This is a genomic window from Geobacillus genomosp. 3, from assembly GCF_000445995.2.
In the GTDB taxonomy this organism is placed as follows: domain Bacteria; phylum Bacillota; class Bacilli; order Bacillales; family Anoxybacillaceae; genus Geobacillus.
Genome location: NC_022080.4, coordinates 1182335 through 1199687, shown reverse-complemented (window position 1 = coordinate 1199687; position 17353 = coordinate 1182335). Strand labels below are relative to the sequence as shown.

Genomic DNA, 17353 nt, shown 5'->3' with positions numbered 1-17353 from the left:
CGGCCGTTGATTGCGCTACTATTATAACAAGCGGCAAAAGAAAAAACTAGGAAAGAAATTTCCTAGTTTTACTCTTCTTCGCCGAGCAACAAATCCGGGCTTAAATCTTCCAATTCTTCATCAAGGTCGTCATCGTCACAAAAATCGTCATCTTTGCCGCATCCTTCCGGGTTGATGGCGACACACACTTTTGTCTCGCCGATCACTTCCGCGACAAACTCCCGCTCGACATCGACGACGATTTTGTTGCCGTTCGGCGAAATGGTGCATTCCAAGCAGTTCGGCTGCTGGATGACGCGGACGATCACGTCGGTGTCATCGCTAATCAAATTGTCTTTATCGCGATATTTTAACTTCACAACGTCCGTATACGAGACGGTTTCGGTAACGACTTCTGTTCTCGTATTGTTGTTGTATGAATACCAGACGTTAATGTCGTAGTGGCCGTGAATTTCGACCGTTTTATCGCATTTTTTCGCTTCATAGCGGTGGTTGATAATCCAGCAGCCAAGAATGCTCGACGGGCGGTTCGGCGCCGTCACCGTATGGGTCGATTGCGTAAATTTGCGGCCTTTGCCGACAACGGCTTTCGTAATAATTTCTCTGTATTCAGACATCGAACGGAACCCTCCTCAAATGAATCTTCATTTCATCCTATGCGTGATCTCCGCTAATGTGCACAGCAAATGAATCATTATTCCGTATAGTTCATTGTATGCACTCGTTCCGTTCAATGTGCCTGCTTTTTCACCATCTGTCGGCCGCCTTAGGAGGAGGCTTCTCCAAAAAACTGCCCGTCTTCAAGGGAAAGACAACATATCGTCTAACGGAGACATTCAGCATGTGTCAAAAAAGGCCCGGCGCCTTTGGAATTCTCTTCGGGACGGCACCTTCCAACAAGGAAAAGGCTCCATCGCAGAGACACCCGGGCTAGGGATCGGCTTCGGCTCATGAACAAAAAAAGCGCCCGAAAGGACGCTTTTTTGTTCGTTCATGGCAAACATGCGCCATAAACGCGTCAATGGCAGCCGCCATGCTTGTTGTAGCGAAGCGCGGCCCCCGTTTCGCCGCGCAGCACATCGCCGCCGGTCGAAGCGAGAATTTCATCGGTCACCGTATTGGAAATCGTCGAGGCGACGAGCTGAAGCAAGTCGTTGACATCGGTTTGCGATTGTTGAAACTCGCTGACAATCGGAATTTGTTCGAGCTGTTCGTAAATGGCGTCAATTTTCGCCTCGACCCGCTTCAGCGCTTCATGTTTGCCGTAATGCTGCAAGTTTACGGCTTGTTTTTGCAGCGATTTTAATTCATTAATCAATGCGCTCACTTTTTCGTTTTGGTGGATTTTTTCTTCCGCCCGCTTGAAAAAGTCGACCTCTTCCGTTTCGGCGATCATTTTTGCCAGTTGCTTTGCCTGCGCCAAAATCTCGTCCCGCGTATATTTTGCCATCTCAGTTCACCTCGATCGCTTCATTCACTAATTCGCCCGTCAGTGTCCACGTTTTCGCCTGCGTAATGCGCACGTTGACCAATTGGCCGACGAGCGATTTCGGGCCGACGAAGTGGACAAGTTTGTTTTTGCGCGTATAGCCGGCCAACACATCCGGGTTCGTTTTGCTTTCACCTTCAACGAGCACTTCGACGATTTGCCCTTCGTATTGCTTCATTTTTTTCGCCGCCATTTCTTGAACGAGGGCGTTTAGGCGTTGAAGACGCTCTTTTTTCACGTCCATCGGCACGTTGTCATTCATTTTTGCCGCCGGGGTGCCTTCACGCGGCGAGTAAATGAACGTATACGCCGAATCAAACTCCACTTCACGGTAAAGCGACAGCGTTTCTTCAAACTGCTCATCCGTTTCGTTCGGGAAGCCGACGATGATGTCCGTCGTCAATGCGACGTCCGGAATGGCCGCTTTTATTTTGCGGACGAGTTCCAAATAGTCTTCGCGCGTATATTTGCGGCCCATCATTTTCAAAATTTCCGTGCTGCCTGATTGCACCGGTAAATGAATATGCTCGACTAAATTGCCGCGTTTGGCCAGCACTTCGATGAGCCGGTCGTCAAAGTCGCGCGGATGGCTTGTCGTAAAGCGGATGCGCGCAATATCGATTTTGCGCAGCTCGTCCATTAAATCGCCAAGGCCGTATTGGATATCGGCGAAGTCTTTCCCGTAGGCGTTGACGTTTTGTCCAAGCAGTGTGATTTCTTTATACCCTTGGGCGGCGAGCTGACGCACTTCCTGAATGATGTCTTCCGGACGGCGGCTTCGCTCCTTGCCGCGCGTATACGGAACGATGCAATACGTACAAAACTTGTCGCAGCCGTACATGATGTTGACCCACGCTTTAATGCGGCCTTTGCGTGCTTTCGGCAAGTTTTCGACGACGTCGCCTTCTTTCGACCAAACCTCGACGACCATTTCTTTCGACATATACGCCTCATGTAAAATATACGGCAGGCGATGGATGTTGTGCGTGCCGAAAATCATATCGACATATTGGTATTGCTTCAAAATTTTGTTGACGACTGCTTCTTCTTGCGACATACAGCCGCACACGCCAAGCAGCAAGTCCGGATTCGTCGTTTTCAGCGGCTTTAAGTAGCCGAGTTCGCCAAACACTTTGTTTTCTGCGTTTTCACGGATCGCACACGTGTTAAGCAAAATGACGTTGGCGTCTTCCGGACGGTCGGTCGGCTCATAGCCAAGCGCCATGAAAATGCCGGCCATCACTTCTGTGTCGTGCTCATTCATTTGGCAACCGTACGTGCGAATGTAAAACTTCCGCCCCCGTCCCATGCCGCGAAACTCGTCCGGGATCGCGAAGTCGTTCACATATTGAACTTCTTCTTTGCCGCGCTTTTTCGCCTCTTTTAAGTTGGGCGGAAGAAACACGGTAGTGAAATATTTCTCATAGTCTTTCGTCGTTTTTTGTTTCAGCCGATCCAAGTCGGATTTTCTGTCCGCTGGATGGCTGGCTGTTTGAATTTGTCCCGTTTGTTCCAAACGTTGTTTTTCGTTCATAACAATCTCCTTTCTTGAGCCGATTTTCAGTTATACAAAGCTAGGCGGCTGTCATGTTCATTGCCGCCCACTTGTTTCGGCAAATTTCTTCCATCACACACTATCATAGTATATCGCCAATGACAATGAAACACAACGGTTTTTGTTCCGGATGTCCGGAACATGTTATGATAACAAAAAAACGCCCGATGAGGCAAGTCCTCATCGAGCATGAATCACTTCCATTTTTACATAAACTCTGCCATCAGCTCGGCGAATTTTTCTTTGCTTAGTTTCAAATCAGCCTCGGAAAGCGGCTCCTCGCTATAACCCGGGACGAGCTCTTGGTACGACTTTTGCTCGTTATTTTGGTAAATCAGCCCGGTGACGAGCCCGTTATATTTCATCACCGTTTGCATCGCCATCTCCCGATTGGATGGATCGTATCCTTCAATGTCGTTCACTTTCAATAAATGCTCTTTAAACCATTCATATGTGTTTACTTTATTGTACGTAACGCACGGGCTAAAGACGTTGATGAGCGAAAAGCCTTTATGTTTGACGCCTTCTTCAATCAAGCTTGTCAGCTCTTTTAAATCGCTTGAAAAGCTTTGCGCAACAAACGTCGCCCCGGCGCTTAACGCGATTTCAAGAGGCGACAAAGCCGGTTCGATCGACCCTTGCGGCGTGCTTTTCGTTTTAAATCCGGCGGCGCTGCGCGGCGATGTTTGCCCTTTCGTCAGCCCATAAATTTGGTTGTCCATGACGATGTACGTGATGTCGATGTTGCGGCGGATGGCGTGAACCGTGTGCCCCATGCCGATCGCAAATCCATCGCCGTCGCCGCCGGCGGCGATGACCGTCAAGTCGCGGTTCGCCATTTTCACTCCTTGGGCGAGCGGCAAAGCGCGGCCGTGCGTGCCGTGAAACCCGTAGGCGTGAATGTAACCGGAAATGCGGCCTGAGCAGCCGATTCCGGAAATGACAGCCAGCTGGTGCGGCTCAAGCCCCAAGTTGGCGGCAGCGCGCTGGATGGCGGCTTGCACGGAAAAATCGCCGCAGCCCGGGCACCAGTTTGGCTTCACATCATTGCGGAAATCTTTAAAGGTGGCCATTGTGCTAACAACTCCTTACATTTGGTATAAACGTCGCCTGGCAGGAATGGATTGCCGTCAAATTTCAAGACGCTGGCGATTTTATCGGCATGCCCGACATTCATTTTCAGCAGGCTTGCCAATTGTCCGGTCGCATTTTGCTCGATGACAACGACCCGTTTCGCTTTCTCGACAAGCGGCCGCATGTCGTCAACCGGGAACGGATGAAGCAGGCGGATGTGCGCGTGGTTGACGTTGACGCCGTCTTGCTCGAGACGCTCAAGCGCTTCCTCGATCGCTCCGCGCGTTGATAAAAAGCCCACAAGAAGCAAATCCGGCTCTTCATGGCGGATGCGCGTATGCACCGGTGTTGGGAAGTGGACGTGTTCGAGTTTGCGCAGCCGTTTTTCCATTTGCGCCTGACGATTTGCTGCTGTTTCCGACGGGCGGCCCGTTTCGGCATGCTCGACCCCGGTGACGTGATGGATGCCGTCTTTTGTCCCCGGCAACACCCGTGGCGATATGCCGTCCGGTGTCAGCTCATATCGCTTGAAGTTGTCCTTGCCGGCAAGCGGCGGCAATTCCCCGGTCACGAGCTTGCCGCGGCGAATTTCGATCCGATCGTAGTCAAGCGGTTCGACCGTCTGTTTGCCGAGCGACAGCTGCAAATCCGACAAGAAAATGACCGGACATTGGTATTCCTCCGCCAAGTTCAACGCCTCTGCCATATCGTAAAACGCTTCCTCGACGGTGCTCGGCGCCATCACGATTTTCGGAATTTCCCCGTGCGTGCCGTAAATCATCGCAAGCAAGTCCGATTGTTCCTGCTTCGTCGGCAAGCCGGTGCTCGGGCCTCCCCGCTGCGTATCGACGACAACGAGCGGTGTTTCCGTCATTCCGGCTAAGCCGATCGCTTCAGCCATGAGCGACAGCCCCGGTCCGGCAGAAGCCGTAAACGCCCGGGTTCCGGCATAGTTGGCGCCGATCGCCATCGTGCAAGCGGCGATTTCGTCTTCCGTTTGAATGACCGTACCCCCGAAATCAGGCAGTTTTTTAATCAAATATTCCATAATTTCGGAAGCCGGAGTAATCGGATATGCGGCCATAAAGCGCGCCCCACCGGCAAGAGCCCCCAAAGCGATGGCATCGTTGCCGATCATAAACATCCGCTGTTTGCCGTCCGCTTTTGCCAGTTTCATAGGCTCAGCGCGCCCGTCCAGCTTCTCTTTCATGTACTGTGCCCCGGCGCGGATCGCTTCCATATTTTTTTCGACGACTTGCGCCCCTTTGCGGGCGAACGTGTCGGCGACAACGCTTTCGAACACGCCGGCATCTAAGCCTAGCACCGCGCTCGTCGCGCCGATGGCAACCATGTTTTTCATCAGTGAGTTGCCAAGCTCCGTCGCGATATCGGTGAACGGAACGGCATAAAGCGACACCCCTTCGCGTTCGGGAATCACCGGGTTGAATTTGGCATCCGCAATGACGATGCCGCTGCTGTGCAACTCGTGAAAGTTGAAATCAATCGTTTCTTGGTCGAACGCTACCAAGATGTCCAAATCATCCGCGACCGCCCGCACCGGTTTCGTGCTGACGCGGATTTTATTGTTCGTATGTCCCCCCTTAATGCGGGAAGAAAAATGGCGGTACCCGTATAAATAGTACCCGAGGCGGTTCAGCGCCGCGGAGAAAATTTCCCCTGTGCTTTCAATCCCTTCCCCTTGCTGGCCGCCTACTTTCCATGACAGCTGTTCGATCATGTTTTACACCCCTTTATGTTCACTACAGCCTCTCGGTATTATTGTATCATTTTTCTGACAAAGCGACTACATTTTTCGCCGTCTCCCACCCGACAATTATATTTTTCCAATGCAGTCAGCGTTCCGCCTTTTATTCTAGGATGAATCAAAGCCTATATTCAATGATATTTATCACTCCGGCAAATGGTCATAAAAATTGCGGAACAAAAAGCGGTCGACTTGCTCAGCGGAGTAATGCTTGTACAACTCATTAACAAGCCGGGTGTACTCCTTGACGGCTTCAAGGCCGGCCACCGTCTCCGCAATGCCGTCAAAATCGGAACCAAACCCGACGTTGTTCGTCCCTCCGAGCGCGCATACGTAGTCGAGGTGGCGAAGCACATCAGCGACCGTTGCTCTCCGTTTGTCCTTCGTTAAAAAGTACGGGACAAAATTGATGCCGATCATCCCGTCTTTTTCAATCAGCGCCTTAATTTGTTCATCCGTCAAGTTGCGCGGGTGCGGGCAGAGGCGATGGGCGTTTGAATGGGAAGCGATCGGGAAACGGGCCGTCTCCACTACATCCCAAAACGCCTTTTCCGATAAATGGGACACATCGACCCATCGCTTCATTTCATTGAGCAGCTCGACAACTTGCCGGCCGAACGCCGTCAACCCGGCGCCGCGCTTCTCCCACGCCCCGTCAGCGACAGCGTTCGGAAAGTTCCATGTCAAGCCGACGGAGGCGACGCCGAGACGAAGGAGCGTCTTTAACTTGACAAGGTTGGCGCCAATCGCATCACATCCTTCGAGCGTCAACATCGCGCCGATCTCCCCTTCTTGAAGGGAGGCGATGTCCCGTTTCGTCCGCACAACTTTCACAGACGGAAACACCTCAACGATGCGGGTGAAGAAAATATCCGCCATCTCAAGCGCCGCCGTGAACCGGGCCTCTTCCGGCACCGTTTCCGGTATGTAAATAGCAAAGCATTGCACTTTCACCCCGGCTTCCGTCATTCCCGAAAGCGTAACATGAAGCGATGGCCCATCTTGAAACGACAATGACCGGTCTTGCCATAGTTTCATCAGTGCGTCACAATGAGCATCAAAAATCATTCGTTTTCCCCCTTAAAAAGCAAAAATAACCTGCCTGCCTTCGCGAGTGAAGGCGCCAACAGGTTATATTTTACCATTTGCCGCTCATCCAGTTAACGAGGTTCGACGATTAATTTAATCGCTGTCCGCTCTTCCCCATCAATCATAATATCCGTAAATGCCGGAATGCAAATCAAGTCCATGCCGCTTGGTGCCACAAACCCTCTTGCGATCGCTACTGCCTTAACGGCTTGATTTAATGCACCTGCGCCGATCGCCTGAATTTCCGCCGCGCCGCGCTCGCGCAGCACTCCGGCAAGTGCACCAGCTACAGAGTTCGGATTCGATTTTGCTGAAACTTTTAATATTTCCATTTCTAGCTCCTCCCTCGTTTCCTTGGAAAATGGATTTCGGTAAAATGTCTTCACTGTAACTATATTCACTGCTTTGGCAACTATTCCTGCCCGGGAGGAGCATGTTTTTAAAAATTTATAAAAAATAAACTATTCAAAATACGGATGGTCATCGTTAATGATGAAGCGCTCGATGCGGAGCGCACGCCCACTTTTGGCGTCAATATTAACAAGCACGGCATTCAACTGGCTTCTTCCTTCTTTGACGTCGAAACGGACCGGCAGCCCAGTTAAAAATTTGCGCAATACCGCCTCCCGATCGACGCCCAAAATGCCGTCGTACGGACCGGTCATGCCGACATCGGTAATGTACGCCGTTCCCTTCGGCAAAATGCGGTGATCAGCCGTTTGGACGTGTGTATGCGTGCCGATGACCGCAGACACGCGGCCGTCCAAGTACCAGCCCATCGCCTGTTTTTCGCTCGTCGCTTCGGCATGGAAATCAACGATGATGACCGGCGTGCGCACAGAGGCAGCGGCGATTAATTCGTCCGCCTTCTGAAACGGACAGTCAATCGCCGGCAAAAACGCCCGCCCCTGCAAGTTGATGACCGCTACCTCGCCATGCTCGGTCGGCACGTAAACGATGCCTTTTCCCGGCGTGCCCGGTGGATAGTTCGCCGGGCGAATCAACCTTTTCGCCTGGTCAATGAATTCAAAAATATCGCGCTTATCCCAGGCATGATTGCCGAGAGTGACAGCATGGACGCCTTGCGCAAGCAGTGAACGGTAAATCGCCTCGGTGATCCCTTTCCCTCCGGCGGCGTTTTCGCCGTTAATGATAACGACATCCGGCCGGTGCTTTTCCTTTAATTTGGGCAAATACTGCTCGACCATTTTTTGCCCCGGCGAACCGACGACATCACCGATAAATAAAATTTTCATCATCAATCCCTTTCTAAATCGAAAGTATCGCCACGACGAAGGCCATCGGGCGATCGGTATACTCTCTTATTTTACGGACAAAAAAATAAAGTGGCAATAGGCTGCCACTTTATTTCGCATATTCGACCGCCCGCGTTTCGCGGATGACCGTCACCTTAATATGGCCCGGGTAATCAAGCTCTTCTTCAATCCGTTTGCGGATGTCGCGCGCCAACCGGTGCGCTTCCAAATCGTCGATCATATCCGGTTTGACCATAATGCGCACTTCGCGCCCGGCTTGGATGGCGTACGATTTTTCCACCCCTTCGTACGATTCCGCGATCTCCTCAAGCTTCTCTAAGCGGCGGATATAGTTTTCGAGCGTTTCGCTGCGCGCCCCCGGCCGCGCCGCCGACAGCGCGTCCGCCGCCGCGACAAGCACGGCGATGACCGATGTCGGCTCAGTGTCGCCATGGTGGGAGGCGATGCTGTTGATGACAACAGGGTGTTCTTTATATTTCGTCGCCAGCTCGACGCCGATTTCCACATGGCTTCCTTCCACTTCATGGTCGATCGCCTTGCCGATGTCATGAAGCAAGCCGGCCCGGCGCGCCAGCATCTCGTCTTCTCCGAGCTCAGCCGCCATCAGTCCGGCTAAAAACGCCACTTCCACCGAATGTTTTAAGACATTTTGTCCGTAGCTTGTCCGGAACTTGAGCCGTCCTAAAATTTTGATCAAGTCCGGATGCAAGCCGTGGACGCCGACTTCAAACGTCGTCTGTTCGCCGACCTCGCGGATGTGTTCATCGACTTCGCGGCGCGCTTTCTCAACCATTTCTTCAATGCGAGCCGGGTGGATGCGGCCGTCCTGCACGAGCTTATCTAGTGCAATGCGCGCCGTTTCGCGGCGAATCGGGTCAAATCCGGACAAAATGACGGCCTCCGGCGTATCGTCGATAATTAAATCGATGCCGGTCAGCGTCTCAAGCGTACGGATGTTCCGTCCTTCGCGCCCAATGATCCGTCCTTTCATTTCGTCGTTTGGCAAGTTGACGACAGAGACGGTCGTTTCGGCGACATGGTCGGCCGCGCAGCGCTGGATGGCGAGCGACAAAACCGCCTTGGCCCGCTTGTCCGCCTCTTCTTTCGCCCGCGTTTCCGCCTCTTTGACCATCATCGCAATCTCATGCGACAGTTCCTTTTCGACGCGCTCTAAAATGAGCTGACGCGCATCATCGCGCGTCAATCCGGAAATGCGTTCGAGTTCGGTTTGCTGCTGTTTGACGAGCGTTTCCACTTTGCTTTCCATTTGTTCAATATGCTGTTGTCTTTCATTTAACGCTTCTTCTTTCGCTTCGAGCAACGCCTCGCGTTTATTGAGCGCTTCATCTTTGCGGTCGAGGTTTTCCTCCTTTTGCATCAAGCGGTTTTCTTGTTTTTGGAGCTCGCTTCTCCGGTCGCGGATGTCGCGCTCCGCTTCCGTGCGCAGTTTATGAATCTCGTCTTTCGCTTCGAGAAGCGCCTCTTTTTTCAAGGCGTCCGCCGCGCGTTTCGCCTCTTCAATCAGCTGCTCGGCAGCTGCTTTCGCCCCACCGATTTTTGCTTCGGCAATCGATTTGCGAACAAAAAAGCCAACAACGGCACCAATGACTAAGGCAAGCAAAGCGGAGATGATGATCGAACCCATCGTTTCACCTCCTCTTGCTGTTCAGTTTTCTTTCGCTCTTTCTTCGCGCCACTGTTGTCTCCAACCGTCCGGCGCAGGTGGACATTCCCGTTTTCAACGCATTGGCTCGGTCATGTTACTTGGCATTCCCCGTACGGATTTGGCCGCACGAAGGCGATTCGCCTTTCCGGGCGGGCGTATGGCCCTGCCGTGTATATGGACAAATATACATGTTCATTGTAAAGGCGGCAGTAGGAATTGTCAAGATATTACACAAGCGCTCTCTCAAGCCGCGGCACGCGGGGCATCCCGTTCCTTCTTTTTCGTAAAATACGAAATGAAACAGAACTACCCGCACGGGATTTCATCATCTCCCAGCATATTCTGCCAAGAAACAACGAACATTCGTTCTGTTTCGGAAGCTGAAAGAAGGCGCCCAGCCATGCCAGGACGCCCTCTGTCGGTTATTCTTCAAGCAACCCAAACTCGTCTTGCACCGGCTCGCCGCCCGTCTCGCCGGCATCGATGCCGTAATGGCTGCGGATGGCGCGGGCGATCTCCTCGGCGATATGCGGGTTTTCTTTCAAAAATTGTTTTGCATTTTCCCGCCCTTGGCCGAGCCGCTCGTCTTTGTACGAATACCACGCGCCGCTTTTTTGCACGATATCCAGCTCTGACGCCATATCAAGGATTTCCCCTTCGCGGGAAATGCCTTCGCCGTACATAATGTCCACATCAGCTGTTTTAAACGGCGGAGCCACTTTGTTTTTGACGACTTTGATTCTCGTTTTGTTGCCCACCATGTCGTTGCCTTGCTTGATTTGCTCGGCGCGGCGCACCTCTAAACGGACGGAAGCGTAAAACTTGAGCGCCCGTCCGCCCGGCGTCGTCTCGGGATTGCCGAACATGACGCCGACTTTCTCGCGGATTTGGTTGATGAAGATGGCGATCGTTTTCGACTTGTTAATAGCGCCGGACAACTTGCGAAGCGCCTGCGACATGAGGCGCGCTTGCAAACCGACGTGGGCGTCGCCCATCTCCCCCTCAATTTCCGCTTTCGGCACGAGCGCCGCTACCGAGTCGATGACGATGATATCGACCGCACCGCTTCGCACGAGCGCTTCAGCAATTTCGAGCGCCTGCTCGCCCGTATCAGGTTGGGAAAGCAGCAACTCATCAATATTGACTCCTAACTTTTGGGCATAAATAGGGTCGAGCGATAGCGATAGGTAATAGTCACCCTCGGCATTACCCGGAGGGGCTATTTTCCCCCGCTTCACACCGTGCGTGCGAGTTTCCCCGCACACGGCGTTCCATCGAGTACCCCGGTTACTAATCAACCCAAGACTTTACCCGTGTATATACTTTCTGTACTTCTCGAGTTTCTTGATTGCGTTTGTTTTTCCGACCTCGGGCTGATTAGTTTTTGAAACGTGTGTTTGATAGTATCAAATCCTTTCCATCTGGATTTGTACTATACACGTTGTTAGTCAGTTTTGCTCACCAAAATCCTTGCGGATTCCCTCACGGCTTCCTAATCGTCGTCTGGGGTTAGTAACCAAAAGGTGCTCGATTATGCCCCTTCGCTCCGCAGGCATTACCCTGCTTCATCACTACTACGGGCTGCTGCCCCACCCCTTCAGCAGTCATTTCCTACTGCTTAGTGGCATCGGGGTGCGCACTCCTTAGCATCCACTGGGGTGGTTCACCTGTACCGCACCACCTATCCTTACATACTCCCTTAGGCTCCGCCTCTGACCCGTCAGCCACCTTTTCGTCCACGGTTGGAGGACTCAAGGCAAAGATCCTCTGTGGGATCAATCCAGATTGAGCAAGCACGAATACTCGATCCGGGGCTGAGCCTCTCTAAGGAGGTGAGCACCTTCTTTATTCGGTGCCCCACGCCTTACGAGCCGTACTTCCGGCGGTTCGTTCCAACGCACTTTGCGTTCTCTAGCCATAGGAGTTTTATGGACCCCCGGCTACTTCGCTAACCACTTCTCAGGTCTGCTTTTCGCCGTCCTCTCCGAGCTTCGCACGGTAATGTTGCGCACCATTACCGCACGTCGGGGTATTAGGGCAGGAATGCCAACCTTCATTCCTGTCTCGGACTTTCACCGAGCTCTCGATGGTGCAGTTAGGACCTACTATAATTCGGTCCCGCTAACTTTTCGTATGGTGTTTCCACCATACTTGGGTTAGCAACAGGTCACACCGTGCTCCGCGTCGATGAAGGCTGCCTGCCCGCCCCGCTTTTGCACTTCCGCGATCGCGTGAAGGGCAACGGTCGTTTTCCCGGACGATTCCGGCCCGTAAATTTCGACGATCCGCCCGCGCGGGTAGCCGCCGACGCCTAACGCGATGTCAAGCGCCAACGAACCGCTCGGCACCGTCGAGATTTTGCGCTCGACTTGCTCGCCGAGCTTCATAATGGCCCCCTTGCCAAACTGTCGTTCAATTTGTTTTAACGCCTGCTCCAAGGCAGCTTGACGATCTTGGTTCACTCATCTACTCCTCCTTATTCTAGGGCTACTTATACTATATCGCGTTTTGCGGCCGTTGCCAAGCAAAAAGTCGAACGTTTATTCGTTTTTTCGATGGAGAAACTAGCAACGATCGCCATGCGAATGCGGTGGAAAAAACGATGGATGCGGTGGTGGATTCAAGAAGGGGAGCAGCCGGTCAACGGCCGGCCGCAAGCGTCTCCAACAAGAAAAAGCAGCCGTATTTGGCGGTGCGGGTGCGGATGGCATCACGTGTGCCGGATAATGCGAGGCGGTGGACGGTGGTGTCGCGCCCGCGTATGGCGATGCCGACATACACGGTGCCCGGCGGATGGCCTTCGAGCGGATCGGGGCCGGCGACGCCGGTGAAGCTGATGCCGACATCGGCATCACACATCGTGCGCACGTTCTCGGCGAGCAGACGGGCGCACGGTTCGCTTACCGCTCCGTTCGTCTCCAACAGCGGCCGCGGCACGCCAAGGAGGTGTTCTTTTACGCCGTTTGTGTAGCAGACAACGCCGCCGCTCACGGCGGCCGACGCCCCCGGCACGGCCGTCAGCTGCTCAAGGAACAGGCCTCCGGTCAAGCTTTCCGCCGCGGCGATTGTCCACCCTCTTTCTTTTAACCGTTCCAATGTCTTTGTAAACAGCGTTTCATCATTATATCCGTAACAATAACGGCCGACGCGCGTCAAAATGGCGGCTTCCGCCTCATCGAGCAGCCGCTTGGCTTCCGCTTGATCCTGATGTTTTGCCGTCAGACGGAGCGTTACCTCGCCGTCGTTTGCGAGCGGGGCGATCGTCGGATTCGACTGGGCGTCAATCAAGTCGGCGAGCGCCGTCTCAAGCGCCGACTCGCCGATGCCAAAAAAGCGGAGGACGCGCGATTCGATGCGCCCGGAAAGCGAAAAAACGCCGCGCAAAAAGGGGGCGCCGTATTTCGTAAACATCGGCTGCATTTCTTTCGGCGGCCCCGGCAGCAACATGTATGTAATGCCGTCAACCGTCAACGCCATCCCTGGCGCCATGCCGTGCTCGTTTTTCAGCACGGCCGCCCCTTCCAAGATGAGCGCCTGTTTTTTATTGTTTTCTGTCATCGGCCGGTTCGTGCGGGCAAAGAACGCCTCAATCGCCCGCAGCGCTTCCTCATCGGTCACGAGCCGGCGGCCGAGCAGGCGGGAGATCGTTTCTTTCGTCAAATCGTCTTTCGTCGGGCCGAGCCCGCCGGTGAAAATGATGAGGTTCGCTCTCGTTTGCGCGGTTTTCACCGCTTGTTCGAGACGGCCGGCATTGTCGCCGACAACCGTATGAAAATAGACGTTAATGCCAAGGCCGGCGAGCTGTTGCGACAAAAACTGAGCGTTCGTATTGGCAATTTGTCCGAGCAGCAGTTCCGAGCCGACAGCAATAATCTCCGCATTCACCAAACGTTCTCCCCCTTTTTCGGCCGGCTATTTCGAGTGGGAAAAAGCGTGTTTGTTTTTGGCAAAGTAATCCCAACCGGACCAGATCGTGAAAATGACCGCCACCCAAAGCGCGATATCGGCGAACGGAAACGGAATGAGTGAAAACGGAAAGTTGTGCAGCAAAAGGGCGGAGATCGCCACAATTTGCGTCCACGTCTTAATTTTTCCAAGCACGTTGGCAGCGACAACTTCCCCCTCGCCGGCGAGCACAAGCCGCAGGCCGGTGACGGCAAACTCGCGGCTGATGATGACGATCACCATCCAAGCCGGCGCGGCCCCGAGCTCAACGAGCACGATGAGCGCCGCCGATACAAGCAGCTTATCGGCGAGCGGATCCAAAAACTTGCCCAAGTTGGTGACGAGTCCGTACTTGCGGGCGTAGTAGCCGTCAATCCAGTCAGTTGTTGAAGCGACAATAAAAACGAGGGTTCCGATGAGATGAGCGACCGGAAGCTCCACCCCGGCGATGCGGACGCTTCCCCACCCGAACGGGACAAGCATGACGATTAAGAAAAATGGGATGAGCATAATGCGCGCTACCGTAATTTTATTCGGCAAGTTCACAACGAATACCTCCGCTAGTTCAACATCGATCCGGACAAAGAAGCGGCTTCTTTTCTCCCAAAAAGCCGCCCTTTGCCATTATTTTTTTAGGATGAAACGAAGCTTTTGGTACACTTCGTCTTTCGGGGCAAACGGATAGGCAAACGGCTGGCCGTTTACCTTCATGTCGACATCGAGCGTGCGACCGATTTTCACCCACACTTCACTTTCCGCTGACAAGTCGAACGTTTTCGTTTGCCCGCTTGTCAAATTGCCGGCATAAAAGGAATGGCCTTTCGTGTTGTACACCTCAATCCACGATGTTCCTTTCGACGTGAGTTCAATCGAAAATGAAGCAGGGTTGTTCACTTCAATCGTCGCTGTGTTGCCGCGTTTTTCCGTCACGTTCAGCGCCGTCACCGGCGCAGCCGGTTTGTCTTCAGGAGTCGGCTGCTCAGCCTGTTGTTTTTTCTTTTCTTCCGCCTTCTTCGCTGCTTCTTCTTTTTCCTTCGCCTGTTCAAGCGGCGAGTTTTTCGAGCTTTCGACCTCCGCCGTCTCCGGGCTTGTCCGCGCCGGCGGCTCGCTCGCTGTGCCGCGCTGGAGCAGCACCCAAACAAGCACAGCCGCCCCGACGACGACTGCCGCGACGGCCAGTTTCGGCAGCCAGTCGAGCCATTTCGTCCCTTCGGCAGAAAGCTGCTGACGCGTTTTCACGCGCGACAGCGGCTGCGGAAGATCATCTTCATAAGATTGCGGAACGTCTTGCTTATATTGTTCAAACAGCTCGTCCGGGTCAAGGCCGACCGCTTCGGCGTATTGCCTGATGAAGGCGCGCACATAAAAGTTGCCCGGCATAATAGCATAATTTCCTTCCTCAATGCCGATTAAATACCGCTTCTGAATTTTCGTCATCTCCTGAAGTTCATCCAAGGTAATTTGCTTTTCCTCCCGTGCTTCCCGCAAACGTTTTCCTAATTCCGTCAACGGCCAACACCTTCCATTTTTTAATTAAAACCCAAATTCAGAAAATCCGCCATCGCCCAGCAAAGACGGGCGCTCGATCGCTTCATACGAAATATCTTCGTCCGGCTCATGGCGCAGTTCGATTATATAATCAAAATCGTCAAGTGTATATTCTGTATGACGAACAAAAATGTCCGGATGTTCCACCACTTTCGTCGCCTCGAGGCGCATCAGTTCGCGGATGAGCTGCCAGTGCTGCTCGTTTGCCCGGCGCGTCGAGACGATGCCATCGATGATAAAAATGTGATCCTCGCCATATTCATCTTCCATCAGCTGGGTGCGAACCGTCTGCTTAATCAACGTCGATGATACAAACAGCCACCGCTTATTGGCGCAAACGCTGGCGGCGACGATCGACTCCGTCTTGCCGACGCGCGGCATTCCGCGGATGCCGACAAGCTTATGTCCTTTTTCTTTAAAGATCTCCGCCATAAAATCGACAAGCAGCCCAAGTTCGTCGCGGACAAAGCGGAACGTTTTTTTATCGTCAACATCGCGCTGAATGTAGCGGCCATGGCGGACGGCCAGACGGTCAAGCAGCTTCGGCTGACGCAGCTTCGTCACTGTAATGTTGTCCATCGTCCGCAAAATCGTCGCCAGCCGCTCAATTTGCTCGTTGTTATCGCACAGAAGCAGCATGCCGCGGCGCGAATTCCGGACGCCGTTGATCGTCACGATGTTGATCGACAACATGCCGAGCAGCGATGCGACGTCACCTAACAGCCCGGGGCGGTTGACATGAATTTCATACTCCAAGTACCATTCCTGCTTGCCCATCCCGTCTCCTCCCTTGTCGGTGTCCGCACGAACGCTTTATGCTAAGTTCATACTACTATAATCGCGAATGGAAAAGCAACTGAAAAGGGGGAGAAAAAAAGAGAGAGGGATTCCCCTCTCTTCCGGTTGTTATTTTTGTTGGACAAGCTTCACCATCATGTTGGCAAGAACGTGCTGTTCTTTTTCATCAGCAACTTTCCAGAGATCGGCCAACACCCGTTCCTCCGGGTTTTTCGGATCGACGTTTCTCGCCAAATAATCACCGATTTGATAGGCGACGTCCGTGATCACTTGCTGGCTCAGTCCTTGTTGCTGTGCTTGCTGAAGCCGATCCGCCAAAAATCCTTTCCATTGCTCAAAGTTATCCAATACCGACATGTGCATTCCCTCCTTGATGAACGTTTCAAGGTTAGTTTGCCTGTCTGAACGGAAAATATGCGTTTAGCAATGCCAACCGCCGTTGACAGAAATGACTTGGCCGGTGATGTACGAAGCGGCGTCGGATAAAAGAAACGCCACTGTTTTGGCCACTTCGCCGGGGGTGCCGAATCGGCCGGCTGGGATTTCATCCGCCAACGCTTGAAGCTCCTCGGCACTGAACGACCGGAGCATATCGGTAGCGATCGCCCCAGGGGCGACGGCATTGACGCGGATGCCGCTTGGGGCGAGCTCTTTGGCCAGCGCTTTGGCGAACGCATTCTGCCCGCCTTTCACCATCGAATACACCGCTTCACATGAGGCGCCGCAAAGTCCCCAAATCGATGAAATAAACACAATATGGCCCCGTTTTTTTGAAATCATCGGCGGAAGCAGTTTTTTCACGAGCTGCGCCGGACTTGTCACATGAAGGCGCACCATCCGCTCGATCAGCTCATCGTTCATATCAGTCAGCAATCCATAATAGCTCGCCCCGCTGTTATAAATGATGGCGTCCACCGGGCGGTCGATTTGCGAAAGGAGCGCCTCGACCCCGCCAGGCGCGGACAAGTCGGCTTCGAGCGGGATGATGTGCGTATCCGCCAGTTCTTCCCGCAGCGCTTCGACCGGCGCCCGCCGTCGGTAGTAATGAAGAAAGAGCCCGTAGCCATCTTTGGCGAGTTCTTGGGCGATGCTCTGCCCGATTCCGCCCGAAGCGCCGGTGATTAACGCGTAGTTCATTGAACGTTCT

At 53.2% G+C, this 17353-nt stretch carries 16 protein-coding genes and 1 pseudogene; all 17 read right to left on the bottom strand.

Features of this window, described 5'->3' with window-relative positions; all coding sequences use genetic code 11:
• Window positions 1-68: 68 nt before the first annotated feature.
• Window positions 69-617, bottom strand: coding sequence for an outer spore coat protein CotE (locus M493_RS06135; RefSeq protein ID WP_020959429.1), 549 nt, complete (start codon window positions 615-617; stop codon window positions 69-71).
• A 401-nt stretch (window positions 618-1018) separates the two neighbouring features.
• Window positions 1019-1450, bottom strand: a complete 432-nt coding sequence (locus tag M493_RS06130) for a RicAFT regulatory complex protein RicA family protein (RefSeq protein ID WP_020959428.1) — start codon at window positions 1448-1450, stop codon at window positions 1019-1021.
• A gap of 1 nt (window position 1451) precedes the next feature.
• On the bottom strand, window positions 1452-3023 hold the full coding sequence (gene miaB, locus M493_RS06125; protein WP_020959427.1) for a tRNA (N6-isopentenyl adenosine(37)-C2)-methylthiotransferase MiaB: 1572 nt from the start codon (window positions 3021-3023) through the stop codon (window positions 1452-1454).
• Window positions 3024-3250: 227 nt separating this feature from the next.
• A complete protein-coding gene (locus M493_RS06120) occupies window positions 3251-4117 on the bottom strand; it encodes a 2-oxoacid:ferredoxin oxidoreductase subunit beta (protein WP_020959426.1) in 867 nt (288 codons plus the stop codon).
• On the bottom strand, window positions 4084-5856 hold the full coding sequence (locus M493_RS06115; protein ID WP_020959425.1) for a 2-oxoacid:acceptor oxidoreductase subunit alpha: 1773 nt from the start codon (window positions 5854-5856) through the stop codon (window positions 4084-4086). Before M493_RS06115 ends, M493_RS06120 begins: the two co-directional genes overlap by 34 nt.
• 171 nt (window positions 5857-6027) lie before the next feature.
• Window positions 6028-6951 (bottom strand): dipeptidase, encoded by a 924-nt coding sequence (locus M493_RS06110; protein ID WP_020959424.1) that lies wholly within the window; start codon window positions 6949-6951, stop codon window positions 6028-6030.
• A 92-nt stretch (window positions 6952-7043) separates the two neighbouring features.
• A complete protein-coding gene (spoVS, locus tag M493_RS06105) occupies window positions 7044-7304 on the bottom strand; it encodes a stage V sporulation protein SpoVS (protein WP_008878506.1) in 261 nt (86 codons plus the stop codon).
• A gap of 129 nt (window positions 7305-7433) precedes the next feature.
• Entirely contained in the window at window positions 7434-8228 is a 795-nt protein-coding gene (locus M493_RS06100; protein WP_020959423.1) for a TIGR00282 family metallophosphoesterase, read from the bottom strand.
• A 109-nt stretch (window positions 8229-8337) separates the two neighbouring features.
• The gene (rny, locus tag M493_RS06095) at window positions 8338-9894 is read right to left on the bottom strand and encodes a ribonuclease Y (protein ID WP_020959422.1); all 1557 of its coding nucleotides are present in this window, start codon (window positions 9892-9894) and stop codon (window positions 8338-8340) included.
• Between the two features lie 443 nt (window positions 9895-10337).
• Window positions 10338-11153, bottom strand: coding sequence for a recombinase RecA (recA, locus tag M493_RS06090; RefSeq protein WP_020959421.1), 816 nt, complete (start codon window positions 11151-11153; stop codon window positions 10338-10340).
• Window positions 11154-12083: 930 nt separating this feature from the next.
• Window positions 12084-12377, bottom strand: a pseudogene (locus M493_RS06085) (DNA recombination/repair protein RecA); the annotation flags it as partial.
• A gap of 178 nt (window positions 12378-12555) precedes the next feature.
• A complete protein-coding gene (locus M493_RS06080) occupies window positions 12556-13800 on the bottom strand; it encodes a competence/damage-inducible protein A (protein ID WP_041267878.1) in 1245 nt (414 codons plus the stop codon).
• A 27-nt stretch (window positions 13801-13827) separates the two neighbouring features.
• Entirely contained in the window at window positions 13828-14406 is a 579-nt protein-coding gene (gene pgsA / locus M493_RS06075) for a CDP-diacylglycerol--glycerol-3-phosphate 3-phosphatidyltransferase (protein WP_020959418.1), read from the bottom strand.
• A 78-nt stretch (window positions 14407-14484) separates the two neighbouring features.
• Window positions 14485-15369 carry a helix-turn-helix domain-containing protein gene (locus M493_RS06070; protein WP_020959417.1) on the bottom strand — a complete coding sequence of 295 codons (885 nt, stop codon included), beginning with the start codon at window positions 15367-15369 and terminating at the stop codon, window positions 14485-14487.
• 24 nt (window positions 15370-15393) lie between these two features.
• Complete coding sequence (locus tag M493_RS06065) at window positions 15394-16185, bottom strand: DUF3388 domain-containing protein (protein WP_020959416.1); 792 nt, start codon at window positions 16183-16185, stop codon at window positions 15394-15396.
• Between the two features lie 129 nt (window positions 16186-16314).
• Window positions 16315-16563: a DUF3243 domain-containing protein gene (locus M493_RS06060; RefSeq protein WP_020959415.1), complete on the bottom strand. Its 249-nt coding sequence runs from the start codon at window positions 16561-16563 to the stop codon at window positions 16315-16317.
• Window positions 16564-16626: 63 nt separating this feature from the next.
• Window positions 16627-17343, bottom strand: a complete 717-nt coding sequence (ymfI, locus tag M493_RS06055; protein WP_020959414.1) for an elongation factor P 5-aminopentanone reductase — start codon at window positions 17341-17343, stop codon at window positions 16627-16629.
• Window positions 17344-17353: the final 10 nt, after the last annotated feature.